This window comes from Sphingobium sp. AP50 (assembly GCF_900109095.1).
Classification (GTDB): Bacteria; Pseudomonadota; Alphaproteobacteria; order Sphingomonadales; family Sphingomonadaceae; genus Sphingobium.
In genome coordinates this window covers 727,948-752,928 of sequence record NZ_FNYZ01000001.1, presented here as the reverse complement: position 1 = coordinate 752,928, position 24,981 = coordinate 727,948, and the positions used below count along the sequence as shown (strand labels likewise).

General features: G+C 64.5%; 26 protein-coding genes and 1 tRNA gene. 10 read left to right on the top strand and 17 right to left on the bottom strand.

Annotation, left to right across the window (positions count from 1 at the left end; translation table 11 throughout):
• Window position 1 precedes the first annotated feature (1 nt).
• From BMY84_RS03745 to BMY84_RS03735, 3 genes are all read right to left on the bottom strand, one after another.
• A complete protein-coding gene (locus tag BMY84_RS03745; protein ID WP_093080704.1) occupies window positions 2–1,060 on the bottom strand; it encodes an efflux RND transporter periplasmic adaptor subunit in 1,059 nt (352 codons plus the stop codon).
• Between the two features lie 97 nt (window positions 1,061–1,157).
• The gene (locus tag BMY84_RS03740; protein ID WP_093080702.1) at window positions 1,158–1,895 is read right to left on the bottom strand and encodes a TlyA family RNA methyltransferase; all 738 of its coding nucleotides are present in this window, start codon (window positions 1,893–1,895) and stop codon (window positions 1,158–1,160) included.
• Entirely contained in the window at window positions 1,895–3,925 is a 2,031-nt protein-coding gene (locus BMY84_RS03735; protein WP_093080700.1) for a protein-disulfide reductase DsbD family protein, read from the bottom strand. Before BMY84_RS03735 ends, BMY84_RS03740 begins: the two co-directional genes overlap by 1 nt.
• 77 nt (window positions 3,926–4,002) lie before the next feature.
• Between BMY84_RS03735 and BMY84_RS03730 the strand changes: the two genes are divergently transcribed.
• On the top strand, window positions 4,003–5,670 hold the full coding sequence (locus BMY84_RS03730) for an alkaline phosphatase family protein (protein WP_093080697.1): 1,668 nt from the start codon (window positions 4,003–4,005) through the stop codon (window positions 5,668–5,670).
• Window positions 5,671–5,863: 193 nt separating this feature from the next.
• On the opposite strand, the gene epsC is transcribed toward BMY84_RS03730, so the two are convergent.
• The 9 genes from epsC to BMY84_RS03685 form a co-directional block, all read right to left on the bottom strand.
• Window positions 5,864–6,871, bottom strand: a complete 1,008-nt coding sequence (epsC, locus tag BMY84_RS03725; RefSeq protein ID WP_093080695.1) for a serine O-acetyltransferase EpsC — start codon at window positions 6,869–6,871, stop codon at window positions 5,864–5,866.
• Window positions 6,872–6,961: 90 nt separating this feature from the next.
• Entirely contained in the window at window positions 6,962–8,290 is a 1,329-nt protein-coding gene (locus BMY84_RS03720) for an ATP-binding protein (protein ID WP_093080692.1), read from the bottom strand.
• Window positions 8,287–8,997: a response regulator gene (locus BMY84_RS03715; RefSeq protein WP_093010565.1), complete on the bottom strand. Its 711-nt coding sequence runs from the start codon at window positions 8,995–8,997 to the stop codon at window positions 8,287–8,289. The genes BMY84_RS03720 and BMY84_RS03715 overlap by 4 nt, the downstream gene beginning before the upstream one ends.
• A 176-nt stretch (window positions 8,998–9,173) precedes the next feature.
• Window positions 9,174–10,031 carry a TorF family putative porin gene (locus BMY84_RS03710; protein WP_093080689.1) on the bottom strand — a complete coding sequence of 286 codons (858 nt, stop codon included), beginning with the start codon at window positions 10,029–10,031 and terminating at the stop codon, window positions 9,174–9,176.
• A 297-nt stretch (window positions 10,032–10,328) separates the two neighbouring features.
• Window positions 10,329–11,825, bottom strand: coding sequence for a SulP family inorganic anion transporter (locus BMY84_RS03705; RefSeq protein ID WP_093080687.1), 1,497 nt, complete (start codon window positions 11,823–11,825; stop codon window positions 10,329–10,331).
• A gap of 3 nt (window positions 11,826–11,828) precedes the next feature.
• Complete coding sequence (locus BMY84_RS03700) at window positions 11,829–12,527, bottom strand: carbonic anhydrase (protein WP_093080685.1); 699 nt, start codon at window positions 12,525–12,527, stop codon at window positions 11,829–11,831.
• A 180-nt stretch (window positions 12,528–12,707) separates the two neighbouring features.
• Complete coding sequence (locus BMY84_RS03695) at window positions 12,708–13,418, bottom strand: response regulator (RefSeq protein WP_093080682.1); 711 nt, start codon at window positions 13,416–13,418, stop codon at window positions 12,708–12,710.
• A complete protein-coding gene (locus BMY84_RS03690; RefSeq protein ID WP_093080680.1) occupies window positions 13,418–13,861 on the bottom strand; it encodes a hypothetical protein in 444 nt (147 codons plus the stop codon). Before BMY84_RS03690 ends, BMY84_RS03695 begins: the two co-directional genes overlap by 1 nt.
• A 121-nt stretch (window positions 13,862–13,982) precedes the next feature.
• Window positions 13,983–14,507, bottom strand: coding sequence for a 3'-5' exonuclease (locus BMY84_RS03685; protein WP_177203883.1), 525 nt, complete (start codon window positions 14,505–14,507; stop codon window positions 13,983–13,985).
• Between the two features lie 235 nt (window positions 14,508–14,742).
• Here BMY84_RS03685 and BMY84_RS03680 point away from each other — a divergent pair, with 235 nt between their 5' ends.
• The 4 genes from BMY84_RS03680 to map all read left to right on the top strand — a co-directional run bounded on the left by BMY84_RS03680 (window position 14,743) and on the right by map (window position 20,101).
• Window positions 14,743–15,711 (top strand): magnesium and cobalt transport protein CorA, encoded by a 969-nt coding sequence (locus tag BMY84_RS03680; protein WP_093080675.1) that lies wholly within the window; start codon window positions 14,743–14,745, stop codon window positions 15,709–15,711.
• A 455-nt stretch (window positions 15,712–16,166) separates the two neighbouring features.
• Window positions 16,167–18,968, top strand: coding sequence for a TonB-dependent receptor (locus tag BMY84_RS03675; RefSeq protein WP_093080672.1), 2,802 nt, complete (start codon window positions 16,167–16,169; stop codon window positions 18,966–18,968).
• Between the two features lie 150 nt (window positions 18,969–19,118).
• Window positions 19,119–19,331, top strand: coding sequence for a ParD-like family protein (locus tag BMY84_RS03670; RefSeq protein WP_093080669.1), 213 nt, complete (start codon window positions 19,119–19,121; stop codon window positions 19,329–19,331).
• A complete protein-coding gene (gene map, locus BMY84_RS03665) occupies window positions 19,328–20,101 on the top strand; it encodes a type I methionyl aminopeptidase (protein ID WP_093080666.1) in 774 nt (257 codons plus the stop codon). The genes BMY84_RS03670 and map overlap by 4 nt, the downstream gene beginning before the upstream one ends.
• A gap of 198 nt (window positions 20,102–20,299) precedes the next feature.
• Here the strand turns inward: map and BMY84_RS03660 are convergent.
• A tRNA-Arg gene (locus BMY84_RS03660) sits at window positions 20,300–20,376 on the bottom strand.
• A gap of 338 nt (window positions 20,377–20,714) precedes the next feature.
• On the opposite strand from BMY84_RS03660, the gene BMY84_RS29615 reads away from it, so the two are divergent.
• The 4 genes from BMY84_RS29615 (at window position 20,715) to BMY84_RS03650 (ending at window position 21,694) form a co-directional block, all read left to right on the top strand.
• Entirely contained in the window at window positions 20,715–20,891 is a 177-nt protein-coding gene (locus tag BMY84_RS29615) for a hypothetical protein (protein WP_177203882.1), read from the top strand.
• A gap of 7 nt (window positions 20,892–20,898) precedes the next feature.
• Entirely contained in the window at window positions 20,899–21,204 is a 306-nt protein-coding gene (locus tag BMY84_RS03655) for an antitoxin Xre/MbcA/ParS toxin-binding domain-containing protein (protein WP_093080663.1), read from the top strand.
• Window positions 21,205–21,215: 11 nt separating this feature from the next.
• The gene (locus tag BMY84_RS30340; RefSeq protein ID WP_256215033.1) at window positions 21,216–21,344 is read left to right on the top strand and encodes a hypothetical protein; all 129 of its coding nucleotides are present in this window, start codon (window positions 21,216–21,218) and stop codon (window positions 21,342–21,344) included.
• Between the two features lie 83 nt (window positions 21,345–21,427).
• On the top strand, window positions 21,428–21,694 hold the full coding sequence (locus BMY84_RS03650; protein ID WP_093080661.1) for a hypothetical protein: 267 nt from the start codon (window positions 21,428–21,430) through the stop codon (window positions 21,692–21,694).
• A gap of 16 nt (window positions 21,695–21,710) precedes the next feature.
• Here the strand turns inward: BMY84_RS03650 and BMY84_RS03645 are convergent, their stop codons facing one another.
• Genes BMY84_RS03645 through BMY84_RS03630 form a run of 4 tightly spaced genes read right to left on the bottom strand, consistent with a single transcriptional unit; the run spans window position 21,711 to window position 24,069 of the window.
• Window positions 21,711–22,196: a DUF1178 family protein gene (locus BMY84_RS03645; RefSeq protein WP_093080658.1), complete on the bottom strand. Its 486-nt coding sequence runs from the start codon at window positions 22,194–22,196 to the stop codon at window positions 21,711–21,713.
• A complete protein-coding gene (locus tag BMY84_RS03640) occupies window positions 22,193–23,023 on the bottom strand; it encodes a carbon-nitrogen hydrolase family protein (protein ID WP_093081693.1) in 831 nt (276 codons plus the stop codon). Before BMY84_RS03640 ends, BMY84_RS03645 begins: the two co-directional genes overlap by 4 nt.
• A gap of 8 nt (window positions 23,024–23,031) precedes the next feature.
• The gene (gene grxC, locus BMY84_RS03635; RefSeq protein WP_093080656.1) at window positions 23,032–23,289 is read right to left on the bottom strand and encodes a glutaredoxin 3; all 258 of its coding nucleotides are present in this window, start codon (window positions 23,287–23,289) and stop codon (window positions 23,032–23,034) included.
• A 42-nt stretch (window positions 23,290–23,331) separates the two neighbouring features.
• A complete protein-coding gene (locus BMY84_RS03630) occupies window positions 23,332–24,069 on the bottom strand; it encodes a ComF family protein (RefSeq protein WP_093080653.1) in 738 nt (245 codons plus the stop codon).
• 41 nt (window positions 24,070–24,110) lie between these two features.
• On the opposite strand from BMY84_RS03630, the gene BMY84_RS03625 reads away from it, so the two are divergent.
• Window positions 24,111–24,962: a class I SAM-dependent methyltransferase gene (locus BMY84_RS03625; protein WP_093080651.1), complete on the top strand. Its 852-nt coding sequence runs from the start codon at window positions 24,111–24,113 to the stop codon at window positions 24,960–24,962.
• Window positions 24,963–24,981: the final 19 nt, after the last annotated feature.

The following is a 24,981-nucleotide window of genomic DNA, read 5'->3' as shown; positions in this document are numbered from 1 at the left end:
TTCAGGCTGCCGTCTTGGCGGGGCCGGACTTGTCGGTGGCCGGCTTGTCACCCGCCAGACGCACCTTCACCCCGTCGGTCAGCTTGACCACGCCGTCGGTGACGACGATCTGCCCCGGCTTCAGCCCGCCGGTGATTTCCACCAGACCATTTTGCCGCACGCCGGTATTCACCTTCACCCGCTTGGCGGTGCGCCCTTCCAGCACGAAGGCGAAGCGATCGTCGCCATCGCCCACGATCGCCAGTTCCGGCATGGACAGCGACCGGCGCTGACGCGCCAGCACATTGACCGTCAGCAACATGCCGGGCTTCAGCGCATGATCCGGGTTGGGCAGGATGGCGCGCACCTTGACCGCGCGGGTGGTGGCGTCGACCACCGGGTCGATCGTCGCGATCGTGCCGTTGAACGGACGATCGGGCCAGGCGGCGGACACCGCCTTGATCGGCATGCCTTCGCGGATCATCGACAGCCGGGTTTCGGGAATGGTGAAGTCCAGCTTGATCCGGCTGATGTCGCTGACCGTGGCGATGGCGGTGCCAGCGGTGACGATCGCGCCGGGCGACACGGTGCGCAGCGACACCCAACCGGCAAAGGGCGCGCGAATGATGCGGTCGCCGATCGATGCCCGGGCAAGGTCGGCGCTGGCGCGCGCGGCATTGGCGGTGGCAACCTGCTGCTCCAGCGTGGCGCCGGTGGCAAAGCCGCGCGTCTTGAGCGCCTGAATGCGCTGCAACTGTTGGCTGGCCTGCAACGCCGTGGCTTCGGCGGAGGCGAGTTCCGCCTTTTCCTGCCCGACCGCCAGCGTGGCGACCACCTGCCCCTTGCCGACATAGCCGCCGTCGGAGAAGTTGAGCGACGTGATCCGCTCCGTCACCGGGGCGGACAGTACCACCTGTTCATTGGCGAGCGCCGTGCCCACCGCTTCCAGCGCATCGGTGAAATCGGCCGACGCAATCGGGCCAGCCTCCACCATCGGCAAGGTACGCGGCTTTTCCGCTTTTTTGGCGCCGCATCCGGCAAGGCAAAGGGCGGTGAGAATGATAGGCAGGAACGGGCGCATGGCGGAGGGCTATCGGGCCTTTCAGCGCGACACAATGGCAGCCTGTGTCGCATAATGTATCAGTATGTGTCGGGGGCGAAAAACGAACCGGGGTCCATTATCCGCCAAGGCGGGCGTAAAGAAGAAATTCGACATTGCCCTGCGGCCCGGTAATCGGGCTTTGCGTCAGGCCTGCGACAGTCCAGCCCCGCGCGACGGCCCAGTCCTGCACTTCCGCGCAGACCCGTTCATGCACGGCGGCATCGCGCACGACGCCATTCTTGCCCACTTCCTCGCGCCGCGCCTCGAACTGCGGCTTGATCAGCGCGATCATCTGCGCGCCGGGCCGGGCAAAGCCGATCGGCTTTTCCAGCACCTTGGCCAGGGAAATGAAGCTGGCGTCGCACACGATGATGTCGATGGGTTCGGGGATATGCGCATCGGTCAGGATGCGGGCGCTGGTCTGTTCATGGACGATGACCCGATCGTCGGACCGCAATTTCCACGCCAGCTGGTTGGTGCCGCTGTCCACCGCATAGACTTTCGCCGCACCGTTGGTCAGCAGCACGTCGGTAAAGCCGCCGGTCGAGGAACCGACGTCGATCGCGACGAAGCCGGTCACGTCGATCGCAAATTCCTCGATCGCATGGGCCAGCTTGATGCCACCGCGCGACACCCAGGGATGGTCGCGCCCGCGCACGTCCAGATCGGCGTCGGACGGCACCTGCTGCCCCGCCTTCTCGACCTTCCTGTCGCCCAGATAGACGAGGCCCGCCAGGATCAGCGCCTGCGCGCGCGCCTTGCTCTCGGCCAGGCCATTGTCGACCAGCAACTGGTCTGCACGCATCTTCGCCATCAGCGCAGCAGTCCGGTCAGGGTGGCAGGGGTCAGCAATTGCGGCAAGGTCTGGGCCTCCTTGCCCGGCGCGTAGAAGAGATAGAGGGGCACGCCCGAACGGCCCTGACTTTCCAGAAAGCGGGTGATGGCGGGATCGGCATTGGTCCAGTCCCCGACCATCACGGTCACGCCCGCCTTGTCGAAGGCCGCGCGGGTTTCGGCCCGGTCGATCGCGGCGGCCTCATTCGCCTTGCAGGTCAGGCACCAGTCGGCGGTAAAATAGAGGAAGACCGGCTTGTTGGCGGCGCGCAACTCGGCCAGTTTCGCGACATCGAAATGGACAGATGTCGCGCTGTCTGCGGAAGCAGCCGGCGCACTGGTCGGCAGCGCGTAAGCGGCGCCCGCCAGCACGGCGAGCGCGGCGATGGCGACGATCACGCCGCCGCCCTTGCCGATCCGCTGACGCCCGCCCAGCCACCACAGCAGCAGCGCCAGCAGCAGCGCCGCGCCAAGGCCGATGGTCATGCCCGGCACGCCGCGCTGCTGCCCCAGTAGCCAGGCAAGGCCCAGCGCGGTCAGGAACATGGGCAGGGCAAGGATTTTCTGGAACCGCCCCATCCAGCCGCCCGGCTTTGGCAGTCGCCGCCGCAACGCGGGGATATAGGCCAGCAACAGGAAAGGCAGCGCAAGACCCAGCCCAAGTCCCGCAAACACCGCCAGCGCGGCGGCCAGCGGCAACAGCAGCGCCGCACCCATCGCCGCCGCCATGAACGGCCCGGTGCAGGGCGTCGCGACAAAGGCGACCAGCGCGCCGGTCCAGAAGGAACCGGCAACCCCGCCCTTGCCCGCCAGCCCTTCGCCGCCGCCATAGGCGCGCAGTTCGAACAGACCAGCGAGGTTGAAGGCGATCGCCGTCACCAGCAGCAGCAGCGCCAAAATGATGCGCGGGTCCTGCAATTGGAAGGCCCAGCCGACCGCACTGCCCGCCGCGCGCAGCCCCAGCAGCGCACTGCCCAGCAACAGGCAGGTGGCGATGACGCCCAGCGTATAAGCCAGCGCCTCCCGCCGGACTATGCGCTCGTCGCCGCCCGCCTTGGCCAGCTTCATGGCCTTCAGGCCCAGTATCGGGAAGACGCAGGGCATGATGTTGAGCAGCAATCCGCCCAGCAGCGCCCCGCCCAAGGCGGCAAGGATCGCGCGCCACGGTGCGCCACCGCCCGATGCCGCCGCAACCTCGCCCGGTTTGGCGGTCAGCAGGAAGCCGACATGATCGCCGGTCCGCAGCACGGCCTGCACCGCGCCGCGCTTGCCGCCTTCCGCCGCTGCCGTCTCGATCAGCAAGCGGTCGCCCTCGCGCGTCACCGTCTGCGGCGCGGCATAGGTCACCAGCCCTTCGGCCAGCGGGAAGAGATGGATGTCGCTGGCCTGCGCGCTGGCGGGGAAAGGCACGGACAGGCGCAACCGGCCATCCTTCACTTCATAGCTGGCCTCCGATCCTAGTGGCCGGGGCAGATGGGTGCGCCAGCCGTCAAACCGGGCGCGCGTGGCCGCTGCGACCATGCCGTCGCCCGCCACCAGATCGATCGCCAGTTCGCCGCTTTCGGGCACGCACACCTTGTCGGTGCAGGCCAGCCATTGCGCCTTCGCCCGCACCGGCAGGCGCGTGCCCGGCGCGATGTCGCCCGCGACCTTCAGGCTGGCCAACACCGCATAGGGGCCTTCATAAACATGGTTCATCAGGCCCGAAATCAGCAATGTTTCAGGCACCGGATAGCGCAGCGGGCCGACGCTCACCCCCTTTGGCAAGGTCCAGTCGACGGTCATGCCCAGACCCGCGTCGCCCGGATTTTCCCAATAGCCATGCCATCCGGCCTGCGGCGCCATGGCGAAGGCGATCATCGTCCCTTCCCCGGCCCTGGGCGCATCGCTTTCCGCCACCAGTTGCGCGGCGATATGGGCTTCGCCGCCGCCAAAGGCGTTTTGCGCCTGTGCAACGGGAAGCCCCGCCAGCAGGGCAAGCGTCATCAATGTGACTTGAAAAATGCGCATCGGGCCTCTGGTCGCGTGGATGCAAGGGGGCTAGGTCCGTCCCCATCCGCCGTCAAGGCATGAGAAGGTTATAGAATATGTTGAAACGAGTCGCCGCCGCCCTGTTGCTCGCCACCGCGCTGGCCGGAACCGCGCCGGTCGTGGCGCAAAGCCCCGCCCCCGCAACAGCCGCGCCCGCGACGCCTCCTAAGCTGATCGTCGCGATCAGCGTCGACCAGTTTTCCGCCGACCTGTTCAGCGAATATCGCCAATATTATACCGGCGGCCTCAAGCGCCTGACGGCTGAAGGCGCCGTCTTCCCGCGCGGCTATCAAAGCCATGCCGCGACGGAAACCTGCCCCGGCCATTCGACCATCCTGACCGGTAGCCGCCCGTCGCGCACCGGCATCATCGCCAATAACTGGTTCGATCTGGATGCCAAGCGCGACGACAAGAATATCTATTGCGCCGAGGATGAAACGCAGCCCGGCAGCAGCAGCGACAAATATGAAGCGTCCTCCCTGCACCTGACGGTGCCGACGCTGGGCGGCCGGATGAAGGCGGCCAACCCCGCCACCCGCGTCGTCTCCGTCGCGGGCAAGGATCGCGCGGCGATCATGATGGGCGGCGCCACCGCCGATCAGGTCTGGTGGCTGGGCGGCCCGCAAGGCTATGTCAGCTACAAGGGCATCGCCACCCCGCCGCTGGTAGCCAAGGTCAACGAAGTCATGGCCGCCCGGCTGGCACAGCCCAATCCCGGCTTCGAACTCCCCGCCCAGTGCGTGGCAAAGGATTTCCCGGTGCAGGCCGGCGACCGGACCGTGGGCACGGGCCGTTTCGCGCGCGACGCGGGCGATTACAAGGGGTTCCGCATTTCGCCCGAGCAGGATGCGATGACGCTGGCCTTCGCCGCCGCCGCAATCGAAAGCATGCAGCTTGGCAAGCAGGCACAGAGCGACATCATCTCGATCGGCCTGTCCGCCACAGACTATGTCGGCCACACCTATGGCACCGAAGGCACCGAAAGCTGCATTCAGGTCGACCGGCTGGACCGCGAACTGGGCGCTTTCTTCGACCGGCTGGACAAGGACGGAATCGACTATGTCGTGGTGCTGACCGCCGACCATGGCGGCCATGACCTGCCCGAACGCCACCGGCTGAACGCCATGCCGATGGAACAGCGCGTCGACATGGCGCTGACGCCAAAGGCGCTCAACAAGACGATCGCCGAAAAGGCCGGCCTGCCCGGCAAGAAGGTGATCTGGGGCGACGGCCCGGCTGGCGACCTCTATTTCGACAAGGGGCTGACTGCGGCCGAGCGTACCCGTGTCGAGGCCGAGGCGCTCACATATCTGCGCGCCCATCCGCAGGTGCAGACCGTCTTTACCAAGGCGGAAATCGCCGCCACCCCCTCCCCCTCCGGCCCGCCCGAAAGCTGGAGCCTGATCCAGGAAGCCCGCGCCAGCTTCTACCCCGCCCGGTCGGGCGACCTGCTGCTGCTGCTGAAGCCCCGCGTCATGTCGATCCCGGAACAGGCCACCATGGGAACTGTCGCGACCCATGGTTCGCCCTGGGACACGGATCGCCGCGTGCCGATCCTCTTCTGGCGCAAGGGGATGCAACATTTCGAACAGCCGCTGGGCGTGGAAACGGTGGACATCCTCCCCACGCTCGCCGCGCTGATCAAGCTGCCCGTGCCGCAGGACCAGATTGACGGCCGCTGCCTCGATCTGGTCGCTGGCAATGGCGACAGCTGCGGGAAGTAACGGCGCCGCGCGGCCTCAATCTCTACCGTCATCCCCGCGCAGGCGGGTATCCATCTCTCGCCTTTTCACCTTGTCGAAAGGTTGGGAGATGGGTTCCCGCGTTGGCCTACGGCCGCCCTTCGGGTCGCGGGAATGACGAAGTAAATGGTGGAGAGTCCGCGCGCTTTTACAAAGCGCCGTTGCGCAAAAGCGTTCAAATATTCTCTCCCACCCCGTCCGTGCTGCCCACCAGCGCATGGACGCGGTGCGGGGCGGACACTTCGACCCGGCTCGTCACTTCATGCCGGGCCTTGGCCTGACGGACATTGCTGTCGGCCGGCACGCTGTCCGTCAGCCAGACATTGCCGCCGATCACCGACCGGCTGCCCACTATGATCCGCCCCAATATCGTCGCCCCGGCATAGATGACGACATCATCCTCGATGATAGGGTGGCGCGGCTGCGCCTTTTCCAGCTGCCCCTTCTCGTCTGCCGGAAAGCTGCGCGCGCCCAGCGTCACGCCCTGATACAGGCGTACCCGGTCGCCCACGATCGCGGTTTCGCCGATGACGACGCCGGTGCCATGGTCGATGAAGAAGGACTGGCCGATCGTCGCGCCGGGATGGATATCGATCCCGGTCTTGCCATGCGCGATTTCGGAGATGATCCGCGCGACCAGCGGCGCGCCCAGATCATAGAGGCGATGCGCCAGCCGGTGATGGATGATCGCCAGCATGGAGGGGTAGCAGATCAGCACCTCGTCCACGCTGCGCGCGGCAGGATCGCCCAGAAAGGCGGCATCGACATCGGTATCCAGCAGCACGCGCAGCGCCGGCAGGCTCTGGGCGAAACCGCCGATGATCCGCGCCGCTTCCCGGTCCACCACCGCCGCCGGCTCGTCCTTCAGCGCATAGATGAGTTCGAGGCGTATCTGCCCATAGAGCCGACTGAGTACCGTCTGGAGCGTTTCGGCGACATAGGCATCCTCATTATGCAGCCGCACGAAACTGGGGCCGAGCCGCAGCGGGAACAACGCGCCACACAGCGACTGCATGATCTTGGTCAGGTTCGCGCGCGACGGGAAACCTTCCGCTCCATATTCGGCATGATGCTGCTGCGATTGCCGCCAGCGGCTGCGCGCCGCGCTCAGATCCGCGACCAGCTGGTCCAGATTCCAATATCCCTCGACGATTGCGTCATCGTCCGGTCCATCCGCCATCATATCCGCCTCATTACCCTTATCGCACCCGTCATAGCCGCCACGCGGGCGCGCCGATAAACGAGTTTTGCTTGGGGTCGGACAGATTCTCTTTTAGCCTCGTAGCGTCGATCGGGACTCATGCAGGCAGATTTCGGCGCGCAGGCCGCCTTCGGGCCGGTTGGCCAGGGTCAATTGCCCGCCCTCCGCCGTCACCGCCTTCTGCACGATGGCGAGGCCAAGGCCCAGCCCGCGCGTATTGCGCTGGCGCGCGTCGTCCAGCCGGGAGAAAGGCCGCAACACCTCCTCCAGCCGCTCGCGCGGAATGCCGGGGCCGTCATCATCGACCCGGATCAATATCTCCGATCCGACCCGCTCCAGCGACACGCGCGCGCGCTGGCCATAATGGAGCGCATTTTCGATGAGGTTGCGCACGGCCCGCCGCAGCGAAAGGCCACGCACTTCGATTTCCAGATGGTCCAGCCCTTCATAGCTGACATCCCGGCCATCATCCTGAAATGCATCGACGATCGTGGCGATGCTGACGGCAATGTCGGTGCGGACCGGCGGCTCCGGGTCTTTCTCCCCGCCCAGAAAGGCGAGCAGGGATTCGAGCATCGCGCCCATTTCCTCCAGATCGCCGCCCATCGCCTCCTGCACCTCATCATCCTTCACCATTTCCAGCCGCAATTGCAGCCGGGCGAGCGGGGTGCGCAGGTCATGGCCGACCGCGGCCAGCGTCTCGGTCCGCTCGTCGATCAGGCGGTGGATACGCGCTTGCATCGCGTTGAAGGCGGTGATGAGATTACGGACGTCGTTGGTGCCCGCTTCAGGCACCAGCACCTCGACCCCGCGCCCGATCTTGTGCGTGGCGTGGGTCAGGTCGCGCAGCGGCGCCAGCGTCTGGCGGATCAGCAGCCAGCCGGCGATCAGCAACGCCAGCACCGGGATCAGCGCCAGCCCCATGCGGCCGATGGTGAAGGCCCATTTGCCGCCGCTATTATGCATGGCGAAATAGAGCCAGCTGCCATCGTTCAGCCGCAACCCGCCATTGATTTCCGAATGGCGGTTGGGCGTCAGCCGCAGCCACAGGCTCGACCGTTCCAGACTGGGTTCCCAGTCCACGACCTGCCGCCGCATCCGCTCCAGTTCGGGCGACAATTGCGGCGGGGGTGGGGCGGAGGGCGACCAGTGGACATCATAGCGATCGGTGGTCAGTTGCAGGCCCAGCGCGGGCCGGTCCAGCCGGGGCTGCTCGGTCAGCAGCTTGCGGGCGATGACCAGATGCTCGGCCAGTCGCCGGGCTTCGTCATCCTGCAACGATAACTGGCTGGCCCGCTCATAAATGAGCGTGCCGACCGCAAATTCCAGCATGACCGTCAGCAGCAGGATCGCGGAAAGCCGTCCGAGCAGCCCCAGCGATCCCCTGACATGCCGTCTCAAGCGCGGCTGACCTCGGCATTGAACATATAGCCGACGCCCCGGACCGTGGTGATGGGCGCCGCCTTGTCCGCGGTGGTGAGCTTGCGGCGCAGGCGGCTGACCAGCACGTCGATGCTGCGGTCGCTGCTGTCGCCCATGCGGGTGCGCGACAATTCGATCAGCCGTTCGCGCGCGATCACCCGCTGCGGATGGCTGAGGAAGGAGCCGAGCAGATCGAACTCCGCCCCGGTCAGTTCCACGATCGCACCGGTGGGCGAACTGAGTTCGCGGCGCGGGAAGTTGACGCTCCAGCCATCGAAGCGGGCTTCGCTCTCGCGATGCTCGTCCGGGCCGCGCTCCACGCCGACACGGCGCAGGATGGCGCGGATGCGGGCGATGAGTTCGCGCGTGCCGAAGGGCTTGGGCAGATAATCGTCCGCGCCCAGTTCCAGGCCGACGATACGGTCCGTCTCGCTGCCCTTGGCGCTGATGAAGATGATGGGAACATCGCTCTTGCGGCGGATCTGACGGCACAGGTCGATGCCGTTGGTGCCCGGCAGCATGACGTCCAGCACGACCAGATCGACTGGCCCGGCATCGAAGGCCACCCACATTTCCGGACCGGAAGAGGCGGGACGCACCTGATAGCCATGTTCCTGAAGCGCACGGGCGGTCAGGGTCCGCAGCGGCGGATCGTCTTCGACGAGGATGATCGACGGGGCGGTCATACGGCAATCTGCGGGACTGAAATCATATCAGCGAGATAAGGCTCGCTGGAACGAGGGTCAACCGCATCGCCGTGCGGAAACAGCCCGCCAAGGCGATAGCAACAATTTGTCACGGCTGGGAAAAGCGCGAGCCGGACAAGAAGCCGGGCCTGACGAAGCAGGCCCGGCCCTGTGGTTCAGAAAGCGGCCGAGAGCGAGAAGACCACCTGGCTGCCGACGATCGACTTGCCAGCATTGTCGGAGTCCGCAACCGACAGGTTCGGGCGCAGATAGGTCTGCTCGACACGGGCGATGTCGGTGTCGACATAGGCGACGCCCAGCGTCAGCGGCGTGCCGGGGATGGCGAGGTCGGCGCCAATCATCCAGTCGGCATATTTGCCGGTCGGTGCGACCGACGTGCCGTTCGGGCCAAGGCCGCTATTGCCCTTCGACCAGCCCAGATGCGCCTTCAGCGTGATCGGGGTGTCGGGGATGGCGCTGCTGACATCGCCCCAGATGTAGAAGTTGTCATTCTTCTTGCCGGGATTGTCGGGGATGCCGGTCGCATAGCTGTCGGCGCTGTTATACCATTTGCCCAGCGCCTGCTGCTTGGGGGCATAGGCGACACCCAGCAGACCCTTGACCGGACCGAACTGGCTCGACAGCTTGACATAGGGTTCGGCGAAATCGGTTTCGTCCGCGCCCGACGGGTACATGTACCAGGTCAGACCGACGTCCAGCGTCGTGGTTTCGTTGAGCGGAACGGCATAGCCGGCGAACAGGTCCAGCTCGATGCCGGCGCCGCCGAAAGTGCCCCAGCCGGCCAGGTTGGACGCCCAGGTGCCGACATAGGCGCCGCTTTCATGGGTTGCGGTGATGCCGCCCTGCACGGCCATCGCCTTGTCCGACTGCGACACGCCACGGAAACGATAGTCGGACACGAGGCCGACGCTGCCGGTTACGGTGACGGGGCTGGCGGGTTCTTCCTGTGCAAAGGCCGGCGCACTGGAAAGAAGCGCGAGGGCGGCACAGGCGATCTGATACTTCATGAACATTCCCCTTAACGTTGGAATGTTCCGTCCTGCATCCGCTCTGGTCCGAAGATCTTTGGTTGATCGTCTCCGATACCGGCGGATGACTATGGCCTATTCTTTCCAGCCAAAGAGGCAAACCGCTTTTACCGCAGCTGCGAAAGGATCGGAATTGCTGTGATATACGCAACACGGTTCTTTGCCATTTTAGAAACCAACATTGCTATTATGTTTCTATACTGAAACTGCGCAAAGAAAAGCCGCCGTGCCGGGGGGGATGGCACGGCGGCGTAGATCGTCGCCCTTGAAGAGTGGGAGGGGTCAGGCGACGAGTTGACGCATCCGTCCGGTAGCGCCGAACAATTCGACCGGCGCACCCGCGCCACGGCGACGATCGACCCATTCGCGCAGCATTTCCGCGCAGGTATGGTCGATATGGCCAAGGCGCTCGACGTTCAGGATGACAAGGCCAGCGGCCGGCAGCGATTCGAGCTTCGCCGACAGGCTGGGCAGGCTGAGGAACGTCGCGGTGCCGCGCAGCGCCACTTCATGCGCATCCGCGCGGCTTTCTTCCTCGACCTTCAGGCGCAGCTTCTTGGCGTGCGGCAGCAGTTCGACCATCGACAGGCCGATGCCCACCAGCACGCCGGTCAGCAGATCGGTCGCCACCACGCATATCAGGGTCGCCGCCCACACCACGGCCGGGAGCGGACCGTAGAGGTGGAACAGATGCTTCACATGCGCCACGCTCACCAGACGAACGCCGGTGATGACGAGGATGCCAGCCAGCGCCGCCATCGGGATTTCGCGCAGCAGCCAGGGCAGCAGGGCGACGAAGCCGAGGATCCACACGCCATGCAGGATCGCCGACAGGCGCGTCTTGGCGCCGGCCTGCACATTGGCGGAGGAACGGACGATGACACCGGTCATCGGCAGCGCGCCGGCAAAGCCGCAGAGCAGGTTGCCCACGCCCTGCGCGCTCAGTTCGCGATTATAGTTGGTGCGCACGCCATCATGCATGCGGTCGACCGCGGCAGCCGAAAGCAATGTTTCCGCGCTGGCGATGAAGGCGATGGCAAAGGCCGTCGTGATGACCGCCGGACTCATGAGCTGCGCCAGCAGACCCTGTTCAGGCAGGCTGACGGCCGCGACGATGGATTCGGGCACGACGACACGGGCGACCGACAGGCCCAGCGCGAAGGCGACGATCGTCGCCAGCACCACGCCCACCAGCGCGCCAGGCACCAGCTTCATCGACGCAGGACGGAACTTCTCCCAGCCCAGCATGCCGAAGATGGTGACGAGGCCGACCGCGAAAGCGGTGGCGGCATCGCCGTTGGACAGGCCCAGAATCTGGCCCGGCATGGCGATCAGGTTATGCAGACCGCTGGCCAGAGGCTTGTCGTCGAACAGCACATGGAACTGGCCAACCACGATCAGCACGCCGATGCCCGCCAGCATGCCATGCACCACGGCGGGCGAAATCGCGCGGAACCAGCCGCCGACCTTCAGCAGACCGGCAACCACCTGAATGGCACCGGCGAGGATCAGGATAGGACCAAGGGCGGAAAGCCCCTGTTCCCGAACGATTTCAAAGACGATGACGGCCAGACCAGCGGCCGGGCCGCTGACCTGCAACGGCGATCCCGCCAACAGGCCGACGACGATGCCGCCGATGATGCCGGTGATCAGGCCCTTTTCCGGCGGCACGCCGGACGCGATGGCAATGCCCATACAGAGCGGCATCGCCACCAGAAAGACGACGATCGACGCCGTAAAGTCGCGGCCGAAAGCGCCGCCGGAAAGAGCCTTCAACATGATTTACTCCGCCGCTTGGGCATAGACCGCTGCGCCGGCAAGGCGACGGCCGTGGGGAAGCGCGACTGGCATGGGTTCGCCTTCACGCAGCGGTGCGAACTGGCCGGTCTCGCCGTCCAGACCCAGCACCTGACCGGCGTGGATGTCGACATACCAGCCGTGCAGCGCGATTTCGCCGCGGGCGATGCCCGAAGCCACCGACGGGTGGGTGCGCAGATGCGCCAGCTGCACGACGACATTTTCCAGCGCCATGTTGCGCAGCTTGTCGGCGGCTTCCAGATCAGTCGGATAATTGTCGCTGCACACCTTCTGCGCGGCATGGCTGTGGCGCAGCCAGGCGGCGACGTTGGGCATGGCGGTCAGGTCGGCATTGGTCGCCAGCGCCTTCATCGCGCCGCAGTCGCTATGCCCGCATACGATGATGTCGCGCACGCCCAGCACCATGACGGCATATTCGACCGTCGCGGTCACGCCGCCAAGCTGGCTGTCATGCGGGGGGACGATGTTGCCGGCGTTGCGGCACACGAACAGGTCGCCGGGCGCGGCCTGCATGATCTGTTCGGGCACGATCCGCGAATCGGCGCAGCTGATCATCAGCGCCTTGGGGCTCTGACCATGGTTGGCCAGCTGGTTGTACAGCGTGCTTTCGCCGGGGTAGACCTTGGTTTCAAAGTCAAAAACACGACCGAGTAGCTCGTTCATGGAGTCTATCCTCTTCTTCAAATGCTTACCGGCCAGGGGGCGGACCGGTGTAGTTTGAAGGATAGAGACGCGACTTTGCTGCAACGCAGCGGATTTGTTAAATAATATGTCTGACTGATAAAGGCGGGACAGCCTGTGCCGAATGGCAGAAAACCGCCATTCGGCACAGCAATCGGGGCTTCAGCGCCGGTCCACGACCGCGCTGAACATATAGCCGACACCCCGCACGGTAACAATCGGCGCGGCCCGGCCACCCTCCCCCAGCTTGCGGCGAAGGCGGCTGACCAGCACGTCGATGCTCCGGTCGGACGAGGGCGCATCGCGCACCCCCGCCAGCTCCATCAGGCGGATGCGCGCGATCACCGTCTGGGGATGATCGATGAACACGGCCAGCAGAGAGAATTCGGCAGCGGTCAGGTCGACCAGTCCGCCTTGCGGATCGACGACCTCCCGACGCGCGAAATCCACGACCCAGCCATCGAAGATCGCCTGGGTCTGTCGGCGCAGCCCCAGCACCCGTTCCCCCCGCCCCCGGCGCAGCACGGCGCGCAGGCGGGCGGCGAGTTCGCGCGCCGAATAGGGCTTTGCCATATAATCGTCGGCGCCCAGTTCCAGCCCGACCACCCGGTCGACCTCCGAACTATTGGCGCCGACTAGAATGATCGGCACGTCGCTGCGCTCACGCACGTCGCGGCACAGGTCCAGCCCGTCCGATCCGCGCAGCGATGCATCCAGCACCACCGCGCCGACCGGCGCGCTGGTCAGGGCACTGAAGAGATCGTTCGCCGAAACCGCAGGCAGAGCGCGAAATCCGCTCTGTTCCAGATATTCGCGGACATTGTGCCGCAAATCCTGCTGGGTTTCGACGATCAATACCAGCGGTGGATTCATCAGCCCTGCACGGTCAGCGCGCGCACGCCGTCCAGTTCGTTCACCAGCACACTGCGGTCCTGCTGTGCCACGGCAACGGCTTCGGCGGCCTTGGACGCGGTGTAGCGGGCGACCTGCGCGTCAATCTGGCTGCGGGCGGCGGTGCAGCTGCCGGCATAGCTGCCCGACAGCGGGGCGAAGCGGTGGATCGCCTTGCCAAAGGCGGGCACGGCGCGGCCCTGCGCGGCGACGGCGCGATTGACGGTCAGGTCCGCCTGCCAGCGGCAGACCGGCGTCGCGTTGCGATTGGCGAAGCGCGGTTCGACTTCGCGCAGGCTGATCGACGGCTGGGCATGGTAGCTGGCGCTATAGGCCTGGGCGCCATGGCTGATTTCGGTGCTGTGAACAGGGGCGGTGGCGGCGGCCAGAACGGCCAGCGTCTGCGATGCAATGGTCAGGAACATGGATCTACTCCTTGTGCGGCCCGGCCATATGCGGCCGGGGATTGCGTCGGGTGTAGGTGCGATGAATGTCTGCGTAATGGGCTGGCTGTAACAAATTATTGCTGATCGATGAAAGTCCGCTTCATTGCGCCGCCATCAGCACGAGCATCGGCTGCGCGCCGGAAACATGCCCGCACAGATGATCGACCAGCGCCGCCAGCCACAGCGCGTCGCCCGCCGCCCGGTGCCGCATGCTGCCCTGCCCGTCGGCATGGATCACCGCCGCCGCAATCCGCGCCTCTTCCGCGCCCTGCTCGTCGAACAGGGTGGACACATGTTCGATGCGGAAAGGTCTGGCCTGGCCCGCAGCCTGCGCCAGCATATCCAGCCAATATTGGTCGATCAGGCTGTCGGCGATCATCCGCCGTCCGGCCGTAGCGGCCACCAGTTCGGCCAGCACGATCCCGGCGGGCTGCCCTTCCTGCCTGATCCGCTCCCGGCTCAGGCCATGCAGCGCCTCCGCCTCGGCCGTCCAGTCCCAGCTTTCCCAGCTATCGTCCGGCCGGATCAGCCAGCTGCGCGCCAATCCCTCGCCCGCAATCCCGACCTCGATCGGGAAGGAACGGCCGTGGCGTGGCAGACAGGATGCCTCGAAATCGATGGTCATTATGGGTAACAAGGCACGGCTCCGGTCCTGCGTGCGACCTGCCCTCTCCAGCATGTGTCGCGCGCTTCGTGATGCGCCCCCTGTCGGCTCCAACTATGTCACGCCGATGTCAGGCGCCATCCCCTTTGGCAAAAATCATATGGGCTGAAGCATAGAACAGGCGAACCGCAGCGAAAAGGCGACGGCGCCGCCATCATTTGCTAATCGCCCGACATAACGAGGAAACTGAGCGCCCATGACTGTCATAGCCGCCTATCTCTATCGCCATGGCCAGCGCGTGCGCGAAGTGTCGATCGATGAGCGAATCGAATGTGCCGGCGACAAGTCCGAATTCGTCTGGATCGGTATCGCCGAACCGACGGTGGAGGAGATGCAGATATTGGCGCGGACCTACGACCTGCATCCGCTGGCGGTCGAGGATGCGATCAAGGCGAACCAGTTGCCCAAGGTCGATATCTATGGCGACCAGCTTTTCGTCGTCGCCCGCACCGCCCATATCGAGGATGACGTGATCTGCTATGGCGAAACGGCGCTGTTCATCGGTCACAATCATATCATCAGCGTCCGGCACGGATCGGCCCGCGCCCATGTGACGCTACGCCACGATCTGGAGGCCGTCCCCTCCCGCCTTGCCCAGGGAGTCGACTATATCGCCCACGCCATTCTGGACTTCGTGGTCGATGGCTATCTGCCGATCATCGAGGGGATAGAGGAAGAAGTGCTGACGATGGAACAGCATATGATCGACCATTTCCTCGGCCGCGATGAAATCAATCGCATCTTCAGCCTGCGCCGCCAGTTGATCCGCTTCCAGCGCATCCTGACCCCGATGCAGGAAGTGGCGACCAAATTCGCGAAGGTCGACCTGCCCTGCATCGACCCGGAGGCAAGGCCCTATTTCAGCGACGTGCGCGACCATGTGCGCCGGGTCCAGACGATGGTGGACGACCTGCGCGAAGTGCTCAGCAGCGTGTTCGAATCCTCCAACCTGCTGGAACAGCAGCGCACCGGCGACATCACCCGCCAGCTTGCCGCTTGGGCCGCCATCCTGGCGGTGCCCACCGCCATCGCCGGCATTTACGGCATGAATTTCGAACATATGCCCGAATTGAAGAGCGTCTACGGCTACCCCGTCGTGCTGGGCGTCATCGCAGTGGTCTGCACCCTGCTCTACACCCGCTTCAAAAAGCTGAAATGGCTTTAAGGCGACTGGTGCGTGTAGAATATTCCCCTCCCGCAGGCGGGAGGGGCAGCGAGACTTAACGAGCGAAGCGAGTTTAGTCGCAGCGGGGTGGGCCAACGCAACCTCGCGCATGCCCACCCCCTAGCCCCCTCCCGTTTACGGGAGGGGGAACAAGTCAGCACCTCTCCCGCACGATTCACTGTCCGCATCTGCGCGCTGCCCGCCCTTCGCGACACCCCCCTGTCCGACTATTTCAACATTTCACCATGCATCGTAATATTTCGATAAAAAATGCAATAAAAAGAAATAGTTGTGCTGGAAATGACACAGGGATGACAAAAGCCAGTTATACAGATGAATAATAATTGACCGGCCGATGATGCTGTCACAGGCCTGACGCATCGCACCGGTGCGACCAACATAATATGGTCACGGAAAGCCCCCAGTCGGCGCTTTCCGAAGGGAGAATTTCATCTATGCGCCCGTCTTTCCAACGACGCCTTCTGGCGTCGACGCTCCTGCTCGGCCTGTCGACACCGGCCTTTGCCCAGACTGCCGACAATGCCGATGCCCCCGCCGGCGACGAAACCATCGTCGTCACCGGCTCGCGCATCGCCCGGCCCGACCTGCAACAGGCGTCGCCCATCTCGATCGTCAGCAGCCAGGAACTGAAACTCAGCGGCAAGCCCAATGTCGAAGCCATCATCAACGACCTGCCCCAGCTGATCCCCAGCACGACCGCCGCATCGAACAATCCCGGCGGCGGCGTGTCGACCGCCGACCTGCGCGGCCTTGGCGCCCAGCGGACGCTGGTGCTGGTCGATGGCCGTCGCTACGTCTCCTATGACTCCAATCAGGTGGTCGACCTCAACACCGTGCCCGCCGGCCTGATCGACCATGTCGAGGTGGTGTCGGGTGGCCGATCGGCCGTCTACGGGTCGGATGCGATCGCCGGTGTCATCAACTTCGTCCTGAAGAAGAATTTTTCGGGCGTGGAGGCCAATGCCAATTACCGCCTGAACGAAGCGGGCGATGGTGGCACCTTCAACACCAACCTGCTGCTGGGCCAGAATTTCGCTGGTGGCCGTGGCAACATCACCTTCTATGCCGACTATATCAAGCGCGACGGCGTGGATCAGAGCGCGCGCAGCTACACCAAGCAGACCTATACCGACGATGGCGAAGGCGGTCTGGCGGCCGGCGGATCGGGCACCATCCCCGCGACCCGCATGGCGCTGAACAACACGCAATATAAGTTCAATCAGGACGGCAGCCTGTCTTCCTACAACTCCGCGACCGACGCCTATAACTACGCGCCGTCCAACTATCTTCAGGTGCCGCAGAAGCGCATCCTGCTGAGCGCACAGGCCCATTTCGATTTCAACGATCACCTGACCCTCTATGCCGAGGGGCAGTTCATCCGGAACAAGGTGCGCAACAAGCTCGCGCCCACGCCCTTCACCGGCACGGTCGAGCTGGACACCGATTCCTCCTTCCTGTCGTCGGACGCGCAGGCCCTGCTGGCGGCGGCCGATACGGATGGCGATGGCTACACCTCCGCCAACGTCTATCGCCGCATGACCGAAGTGGGCGATCGTATTTCGGACGTCACCAACACCGCCTTCCGCACGATGATCGGCGCAAAGGGGCAGATCAGCGGCGACTGGAATTACGACGCTTATTATACCTATGCCCGTACCCGGCAGGTCGAAAAACAATATGGCAATGTCTCGCGCAGCCGCGTGGAACAGGCGCTCAAGACCACCTATGACGCCGACGGCAATCTGGTCTGTTCGGACACCAGCAATGGCTGCGTCCCGCTGAACATCTTTGGCGAAGGCAATATCAGCGACGAAGCCGCCGACTTCATCTCCATCACCACCCGCAATGTCAGCATCATCACCGAACAGGTGGCGAACGTCGCGATCACCAACAGCAACCTGTTCGATCTGGGCGCCGGCCCGGCCGGCATCGCCTTCGGCTTCGAATATCGCAACGAACATGGCAGCTACAATCCGGACGAAGCCCTCGAATCCGGCGACGTGGTCGGCTTCAACGCGGGCGATGGCCTGAGCGGCGGCTATAATGTGAAGGAATTCTTCTCGGAAATCAGCGTCCCGCTGCTGGCCGACATGCCGCTGGTCCACAAGCTGGACTTCAACGGCGCCTATCGCTTCTCGCATTATTCGACCGCGACCAAGAATGTCAGCACCTTCTCGGCGGGCCTGATCTACGCGCCGGTCAAGGACATCACCTTCCGCGGCCAATATAGCCGCGCTGTCCGTGCCCCGTCGGTGTCGGAACTCTATTCCGGCCAGTCGCAGGATTATCCGACCGCAACCGATCCGTGCGCGACCTCGGCCGCCACGACCAGTTCGACCCTGTCGGCCAGCTGCCTTGCCAGCGGCGTATCGTCCAGTGCGCTGGGCACCGATTTCTACGGCGGCAGCTCGCAGATCGAATCCGTCACCGGCGGCAATCCCGACCTGCGGGAAGAAACGTCGAACACCTGGGGCGTGGGCGTCATCCTGCAACCCAGCTTCGCGCCGCGCCTCTCGCTGACCGTCGATTATTATAATACCAAGATCGACAATTATATCTCGACCGCCGGCACCGCGAACATCATCCGCGCCTGCTATGGCGACGAAGCCAATGGTTGGACGCCCTATGACAGCAGCTATTGCTCGCTGTTGCCGCGCAATTCCACCAGCAGCGAAATCGAGGGTGCGGTCAATCTTCAGTCCAATACGGGCGGCCTCAAGACCTCCGGCATCGACTTCGAACTGAACTACAGCGTGCCGCTCAACTTCGGCGTGTTCGGTGCCAAGTCCGGCAAGCTGGCCTTCCGCGTTGCAGGCACCCGCCTGATCGCATTCGACCTGAACCCGGTCGCCGCGATCTCGGCCCTGAACCAGAATTGCGCGGGCAAGTTCGGCGTCAACTGTGGCGACCCCTATTCCAAGCTGCGGCTCAACAACCGCATCACCTGGACCAGCGGGCCGATCACCCTGGGCCTGACCCATCGCTATCTGTCGAGCGTGCGGGACGATGACGACACCACCACCTACACGGTGGAGAAGATCAAGGCCTACAACCTGTTCGACCTTGCCTTGCAGGTGCAGGCGACCGACAATTTCAGCTGGTCGATCGGCATGAACAATGCCTTCAACAAGAAGCCGCCGATTCTGGGCGACAACCAGCAGCAGTCGAACACCTATCCGTCGACCTACGACGTCTATGGCCGCGCCTTCTTCGTGAATGCGGGCGTGAAGTTCTGATCCTGTTCCGGCGGGGTGGGCTACCACTCCGACCGCCAAGGCAAGGCCCGGTTCCCGCAAGGGCGCCGGGCCTTCGTGCGTTGGGCATTGCCGAACACGCACGTTGTGAATATATGAACCATATATGATTCATATATTCGGGATAGATTGATGGGCATCGTCAATATCGAGGACGAACTGCACGAACAGCTGCGCAAGGCCAGCAAGGCCTCCTACCGGTCGATCAACGCACAGGCCGCCTTCTGGATCAGGATCGGCATGTTGAGCGAGCTCAACCCGCAACTGACCTTCCAGCAGATCGTCCTGCGCGAATTGCGCGAAGCCGGGGTCGATCCGGCCGACATCGGGGCGCCTGCCTCATGATCAAGTCGCCGGAGGAAATCGAGCTGATGGCGCAGGCCGGTCGCCTGCTCGCGTCGGTCTTCACCCATCTGGACGGACAGCCGCTGGCGGGCCGCAGCACCATGGTCATCAATGATCTGGTCGAACGCTTCATCGTCGACGATCTCGCCGCCCGCCCCGCCAGCAAGGGCCAATATGGCTATGGCTTCGTCCTCAACTGCTCGCGCAACGCGGTCGTCTGCCATGGCGTCCCGTCCGACGACGAATATCTGGCGGACGGCGACATCGTCAATTTCGACATCACGCTGGAAAAGAACGGCTATATCGCCGATTCCAGCAAGACCTACATGATCGGCGCCGTGTCCCCCACGGCCAGGCGGCTGGTGCGGACCACCTATGACGCGATGTGGCAGGGCATCCACGCCGTCCGCCCCGGCGCCCGTCTGGGCGATATCGGCCATGCGATCGAACGCCATGCCAAGCGTGCAGGCTATTCCATCGTGCGCGACTATTGTGGCCATGGCATCGGCCGCGAAATGCATGAAGAGCCGCAGATCCTGCATTTCGGCAAGCCCGGCACCGGCCTGATCCTGCGCGAAAACATGGTCTTCACGATCGAGCCGATGCTCAATCAGGGCCGCCGCATGGTGCAGACGCTGGATGATGGCTGGACGGTGACGACGGTGGACGGAAAACTCTCCGCCCAGTTCGAACATACGGTCGCGGTCACATCGAACGGCGTCCGCGTCCTAACCCAGCGCCCGGACGAAAGCCCGCCCGCGCAGATGTGATTGAGAGTGTAGCGCCTAAACATGCACCACCTCCGTTCGGTTCGAGCCTGTCGAGAACGCGCGCGCTGCCTTGCGAACGGATAAGATGAAAAGCTGGAGGATCAAAAAAAAGCCCCCGCAACGAGCAACAACGAACCCGTCAGGGTTCGCAAGGCCGAACGGCCGCCCGAGCTTATGCGAGGATCAGAAATCAAATGATGGTGCACCCAACTGGATTCGAACCAGTGGCCTTTGGATTAGGAATCCAACGCTCTATCCTGCTGAGCTATGGGTGCACTCCGAAAATCGGCTGATCTTCGCGATTTTCGATAGTATCGGCCACGATGGCCGTCAACCAAGATCGGACCGGCGCGGCACCCCGTGGCACATTACCCGTCACAGCCAGCGCAATTGAAATTCCGCCTCCTGCAAAATATAATTATAAGATATCGCGCACGATCCTACAATGCAGGGAAGGTCATTATTTACAGCCATCGCGCCGGCCACATTTATATTTTTCACGCTATTTCGGATCGACGGGCGATACCCTATATAGAGACTATCGCTGATCCAAAGCCGTAGGCACCAGCGACTGAGAGACATGTGCTCCCGCTTACGATGCAGGAGCCTGTTCATGGACCTCAACTATCTTCTTTTTCGCCATCAGACTGCCTTGATGGGGGCGGCGGCTTCGCTTTGCCGGGACGCGACCATGTCGCATCGACGTGACGTTGCCCACTATGCGCGGCAGATTGGCATATTGCGGGCCGCCATGGGTGCGACCGCACTGATGCCCCTTCCCGTCGCCTGAATATATAATGGAGGCGATCATCGACAAAGACCGCACCGTCGAACCAGGCCAGCAGGCCGCCAGCGCCAAGCCCAAATATGGCGCGGCAAAATATCGCATGCCGAAAATGCCGAATGAGGAGGCGGTGCGACAGGGCCGCATCACGCTTCTCGCCTGGAATGCGATCGGACGCGATGCCGCGCTCGCCTTCCTCAACAATCCCAGCGACGCCCTTGGCGGGCGACCGCTCGACATCGCGACCGCCAGCAATGCGGGCTTCGCATTGGTAGAGCAGGCGATCGCTGCCCACCGCCTCACAACCACGTCAGCCTGAAGGAAGATATCATGGCCAAAAGTCAGAAAAAGTCGAACCGCGAGATCAGGAAGCCCAAGGCAGAGAAGCCGAAAAAGGAAAATGCCTCCAATCCCAGCCAAAAGGCCGGTGCAGTCAATCTGGTCACGCTCAAAAGCTGAACCCGCGCATGGCGCCCTCCTGCCCAGGCCGCCGGTTGAACTGGCCGGGCGGCAGGGCGTGCCAACGATCAAAGGACATCGCCATGCAACCGACATTCGAATTCTGTCAAAATGAGGAACGGCGGCAACGCGCCATCGCTGCGGATGCACCGCTTGCAAATAGCCGCGCCATTGCGACGAGGGCAGCGAACGCATGGGCGAAGGAAGGGCAATATGCCTTGCAGCGTGCGTCACGCAAGGACGGCCTGCTCAGCCGGGAGGATCAACTGATCGCGGAAGAATTCCGGTTGGAGGGCGACCTTTGTGACGATACCCCGATCGCCATAGGCACGGTCGCGACGAGCCTGTAGCCCGTCCCCGTTCGGGTCAATTCTTCGCGTGCGGGGGAATGACGGGGAAAGGCAGCGGCGCCACCTCCACCCCTTCGGCGATCAGCGCCCGCGCCTCGTCCGGCGCGACATCGCCATGGATGCTGCTGCGATCCTGTTCCCCATAATGCATGGCCCGCGCCTGATTGGCGAAGTCGCGCCCGACCCAGGTCGATTCCTCCAGCACCTTGCTCTGCGCCTGTGCCAGCGCCTCGACAAAGGCCTGCATCTTCGCCTGATCGGCGCCGCTCATCGCCACCGGCGCGGCTTTCTCGGGAGCGGCAGCAGCGGGCGCCGGATCGGGGCGACTATTGCCCTTCGCCCCCACCGCCGGCGCCATCACCGCCTTGCCCACATCGGCGTCCCCACACATCGGACAGGTCAGCAGGCCGCGCGCCTTCTGCTGCTCATAATCCGCGCTGGACCCGAACCATGCCTCGAACACATGGCCCTTGCTCCCGCATTTCAGGTCGAACACGATCACGAAACAGTCACGTCCTTCGGTATCACACGGCGGTTGGCGATGGCGGGCACGCGCCCGCGCACATCCCCTATCCGCGACAGGTCGATGTCCGCAAGGGCCATGCCCGCCGTCTCGCCCATATCCAGCAGCACCTCGCCCCAGGGATCGATCACCACGCTATGGCCATAGGTGACCCGGCCATCCTCATGGCTCCCCACCTGCGCCGTCGCGATGACATAGCATCCCGCCTCGATCGCGCGGGCGCGCAGCAGCACATGCCAGTGCGCCTGCCCCGTCGGCACGGTGAAGGCGGCCGGCGCCAGCAATATCGTCGCTCCCGCATTGGTCAGCGCGCGGTACAGGTCCGGGAAGCGCATGTCGTAACAGATGGAAAAGCCCATCCGCCCCCATGGCGTGTCGGCCGCGACCACCTGTTCCCCCGGCCCATAGACGGAGGATTCGCGCCAGCTTTCTCCGGTGGCCAGATCCACGTCGAACAGATGTATCTTGTCGTACCGCGCCCGGATCGCGCCCGTGTCGTCGATCAGGAAACTACGATTGGCCCAGCGCCCGTCGGCCCGCTCGCCCTTCAGCGGCAGCGATCCGATATGCACCCACAACCCTTCACGCGCCGCCGCGTCCCGCACGGCAGCCAGCACCACATCTTCCGCCTCGTTGCGCAGCGTCGCCGCCGCCCGCGCCCGGTCGCGGTCCAGGCATCCCGCCATTTCGGGCGTGAACAGCATATCCGCGCCCTCGCCCTTCGCCCGCTTCACCATCTCCACGATGGCGGCGGCGTTGGCGGCGGGATCGACCCCGCTGGTCATCTGGAACAGGGCGGCGCGCATGATGTCGCTCATAGCCCCAGCAAGGCGTCCAGCTTGCCCTCGCGGTTCAGCGCGGACAGATCGTCGCTGCCGCCAACATGGCTGCCGTCGATGAAGATTTGCGGCACGCTCGTCCGGCCCGGCGCCCGCTCCAGCATTTCCTCGCGCTTCGGCCCGCCCAGCGTGATATCATATTCCTCGAACGCCACGCCCTTGCTCTCCAGCAGCGCCTTCGCCCGCGCGCAATAACCGCACCAGTCCTTGGTATAGATTTCGACCTTCGCCATGATAACTCCTTTCCCCCGAAATTGGGGCAAAGTCGCACTTTGTCAATCGACAGCATCGGGAAGCACCCGCGCCCAGCACAACAGATGCACCTGTGCCACCCCGCCCCGCTTCAGCAACTTCGCGCAAGCCGCCGCCGTCGCCCCGCTGGTATGGATATCGTCGATCAGCAGCACCCGCCGCCCGCGCAACCCATGCCCCGGCCCCAGCGCAAAGGCGCCTCGCACCGTGCGCGCGCGCTGAGCCGGGTTCATCCCTCGCAACGGCGCGGTGCGCTTCACCCGTTGCAACGCCCGCTTGTCCACCCGCCATCCGGTCATCCGCCCCAGATGATCGGCGATCAGCGCCGACTGGTTGAAGCCCCGCTGCCACAGGCGCCAGCGATGCAGCGGCACCGGCACGATCACCGCCTCCTCGCGCCCCACATGGCGCAGCATCTGCCGCGCGATCAGCCGCGCCATGCCTATCCGTCGGCCATATTTCAGCCGGAGCGCCACCGTTCGCGCGACATCGCCATAGGCCAGCACCGCCCGCGCCCCATCCCAGGCCGGCGGATCGGCCATGCACGCGCCGCACTCCGCCCCCTCCCCCATGTCATGCGGGAAAGGCAGGCCGCACCGCGCGCAGCAGGGCTCGCCCAGAAAGTTCATCCCACCCCAGCAGGACAGGCAGAAAGCGAAATCCTCCGCCACGATCATCCCGCATCCCGGACAGCGCGGCGGCAGCGCATAATCGACCATCGGGCGCAGCGCACCCTTGAGAAGCGGGAGGACAGCCATCATCTGCCTTGTCCGCACTTCGCGCCCGATGCACAAGGCCCGCCATGGAATCCCGTCCCGACATTTTCGACCGCGCCCGCCGCGCCCGCCACCGCGACCGCATGCTGCCCCGTTTCGCCGATCATGACTTTCTCCACCGCGCGATGCTGGACGAACTGCTCGATCGCCTGACGGACGTGCAGCGCGACCTGCCCGAAGTGTTGCTGATCGGCTGTCCCGATGGCAGCGCCCGCGCCGCGCTGGAGGCGATGGGCAAGCGCGTCGCCTGCGCCGACCCCGGCTTCCTCGCCGCACAGGCCACAGGCGGGGTGCAGGCGGACGAGGACGCCCTACCCTTTGCCGATGACAGTTTCGATCTGGTCATCGCCTGCGGCACGCTCGACAGCGTCAATGATCTGCCCGGCGCGCTGATCCTGATGCGCCGGGTGCTGCGGCCCGACGGCTTGATGCTCGCCGCCTTCACCGGCGCGGGCAGCGTCCCCCGCCTGAAATCCGCCTTGCTCGCGGCCGAAGGCGATCGGCCCGGCCAGCATGTCCATCCGCAAGTCGATGTGCGCTCCGCCGGCGATCTGCTCAGCCGCGCCGGCTTCACCATGCCGGTCGCCGACGGCGATGTGCTGAACGTGCGTTATGGCGACATCGTCCGCCTGATGCACGACCTGCGCGGCATGGGCGCGGGCAATATACTGGCGACCCAGCCCCCCGCACTGACCCGTGACGTACTGATGCGCGCCGCCACCCATTTCGCCGCCGCCGCCGACCCGGACGGCCGCACGGCAGAGCAGATGGCGATCATTTACCTGTCCGGCTGGAAACCCGATCCCAGCCAGGCGGGACCGGCCCGGCGCGGCAGCGCGACCGTATCACTGGCGGCGGCACTCAAGGGGAAGGAGTAGCGCCTTCGTCGCGGCCGAC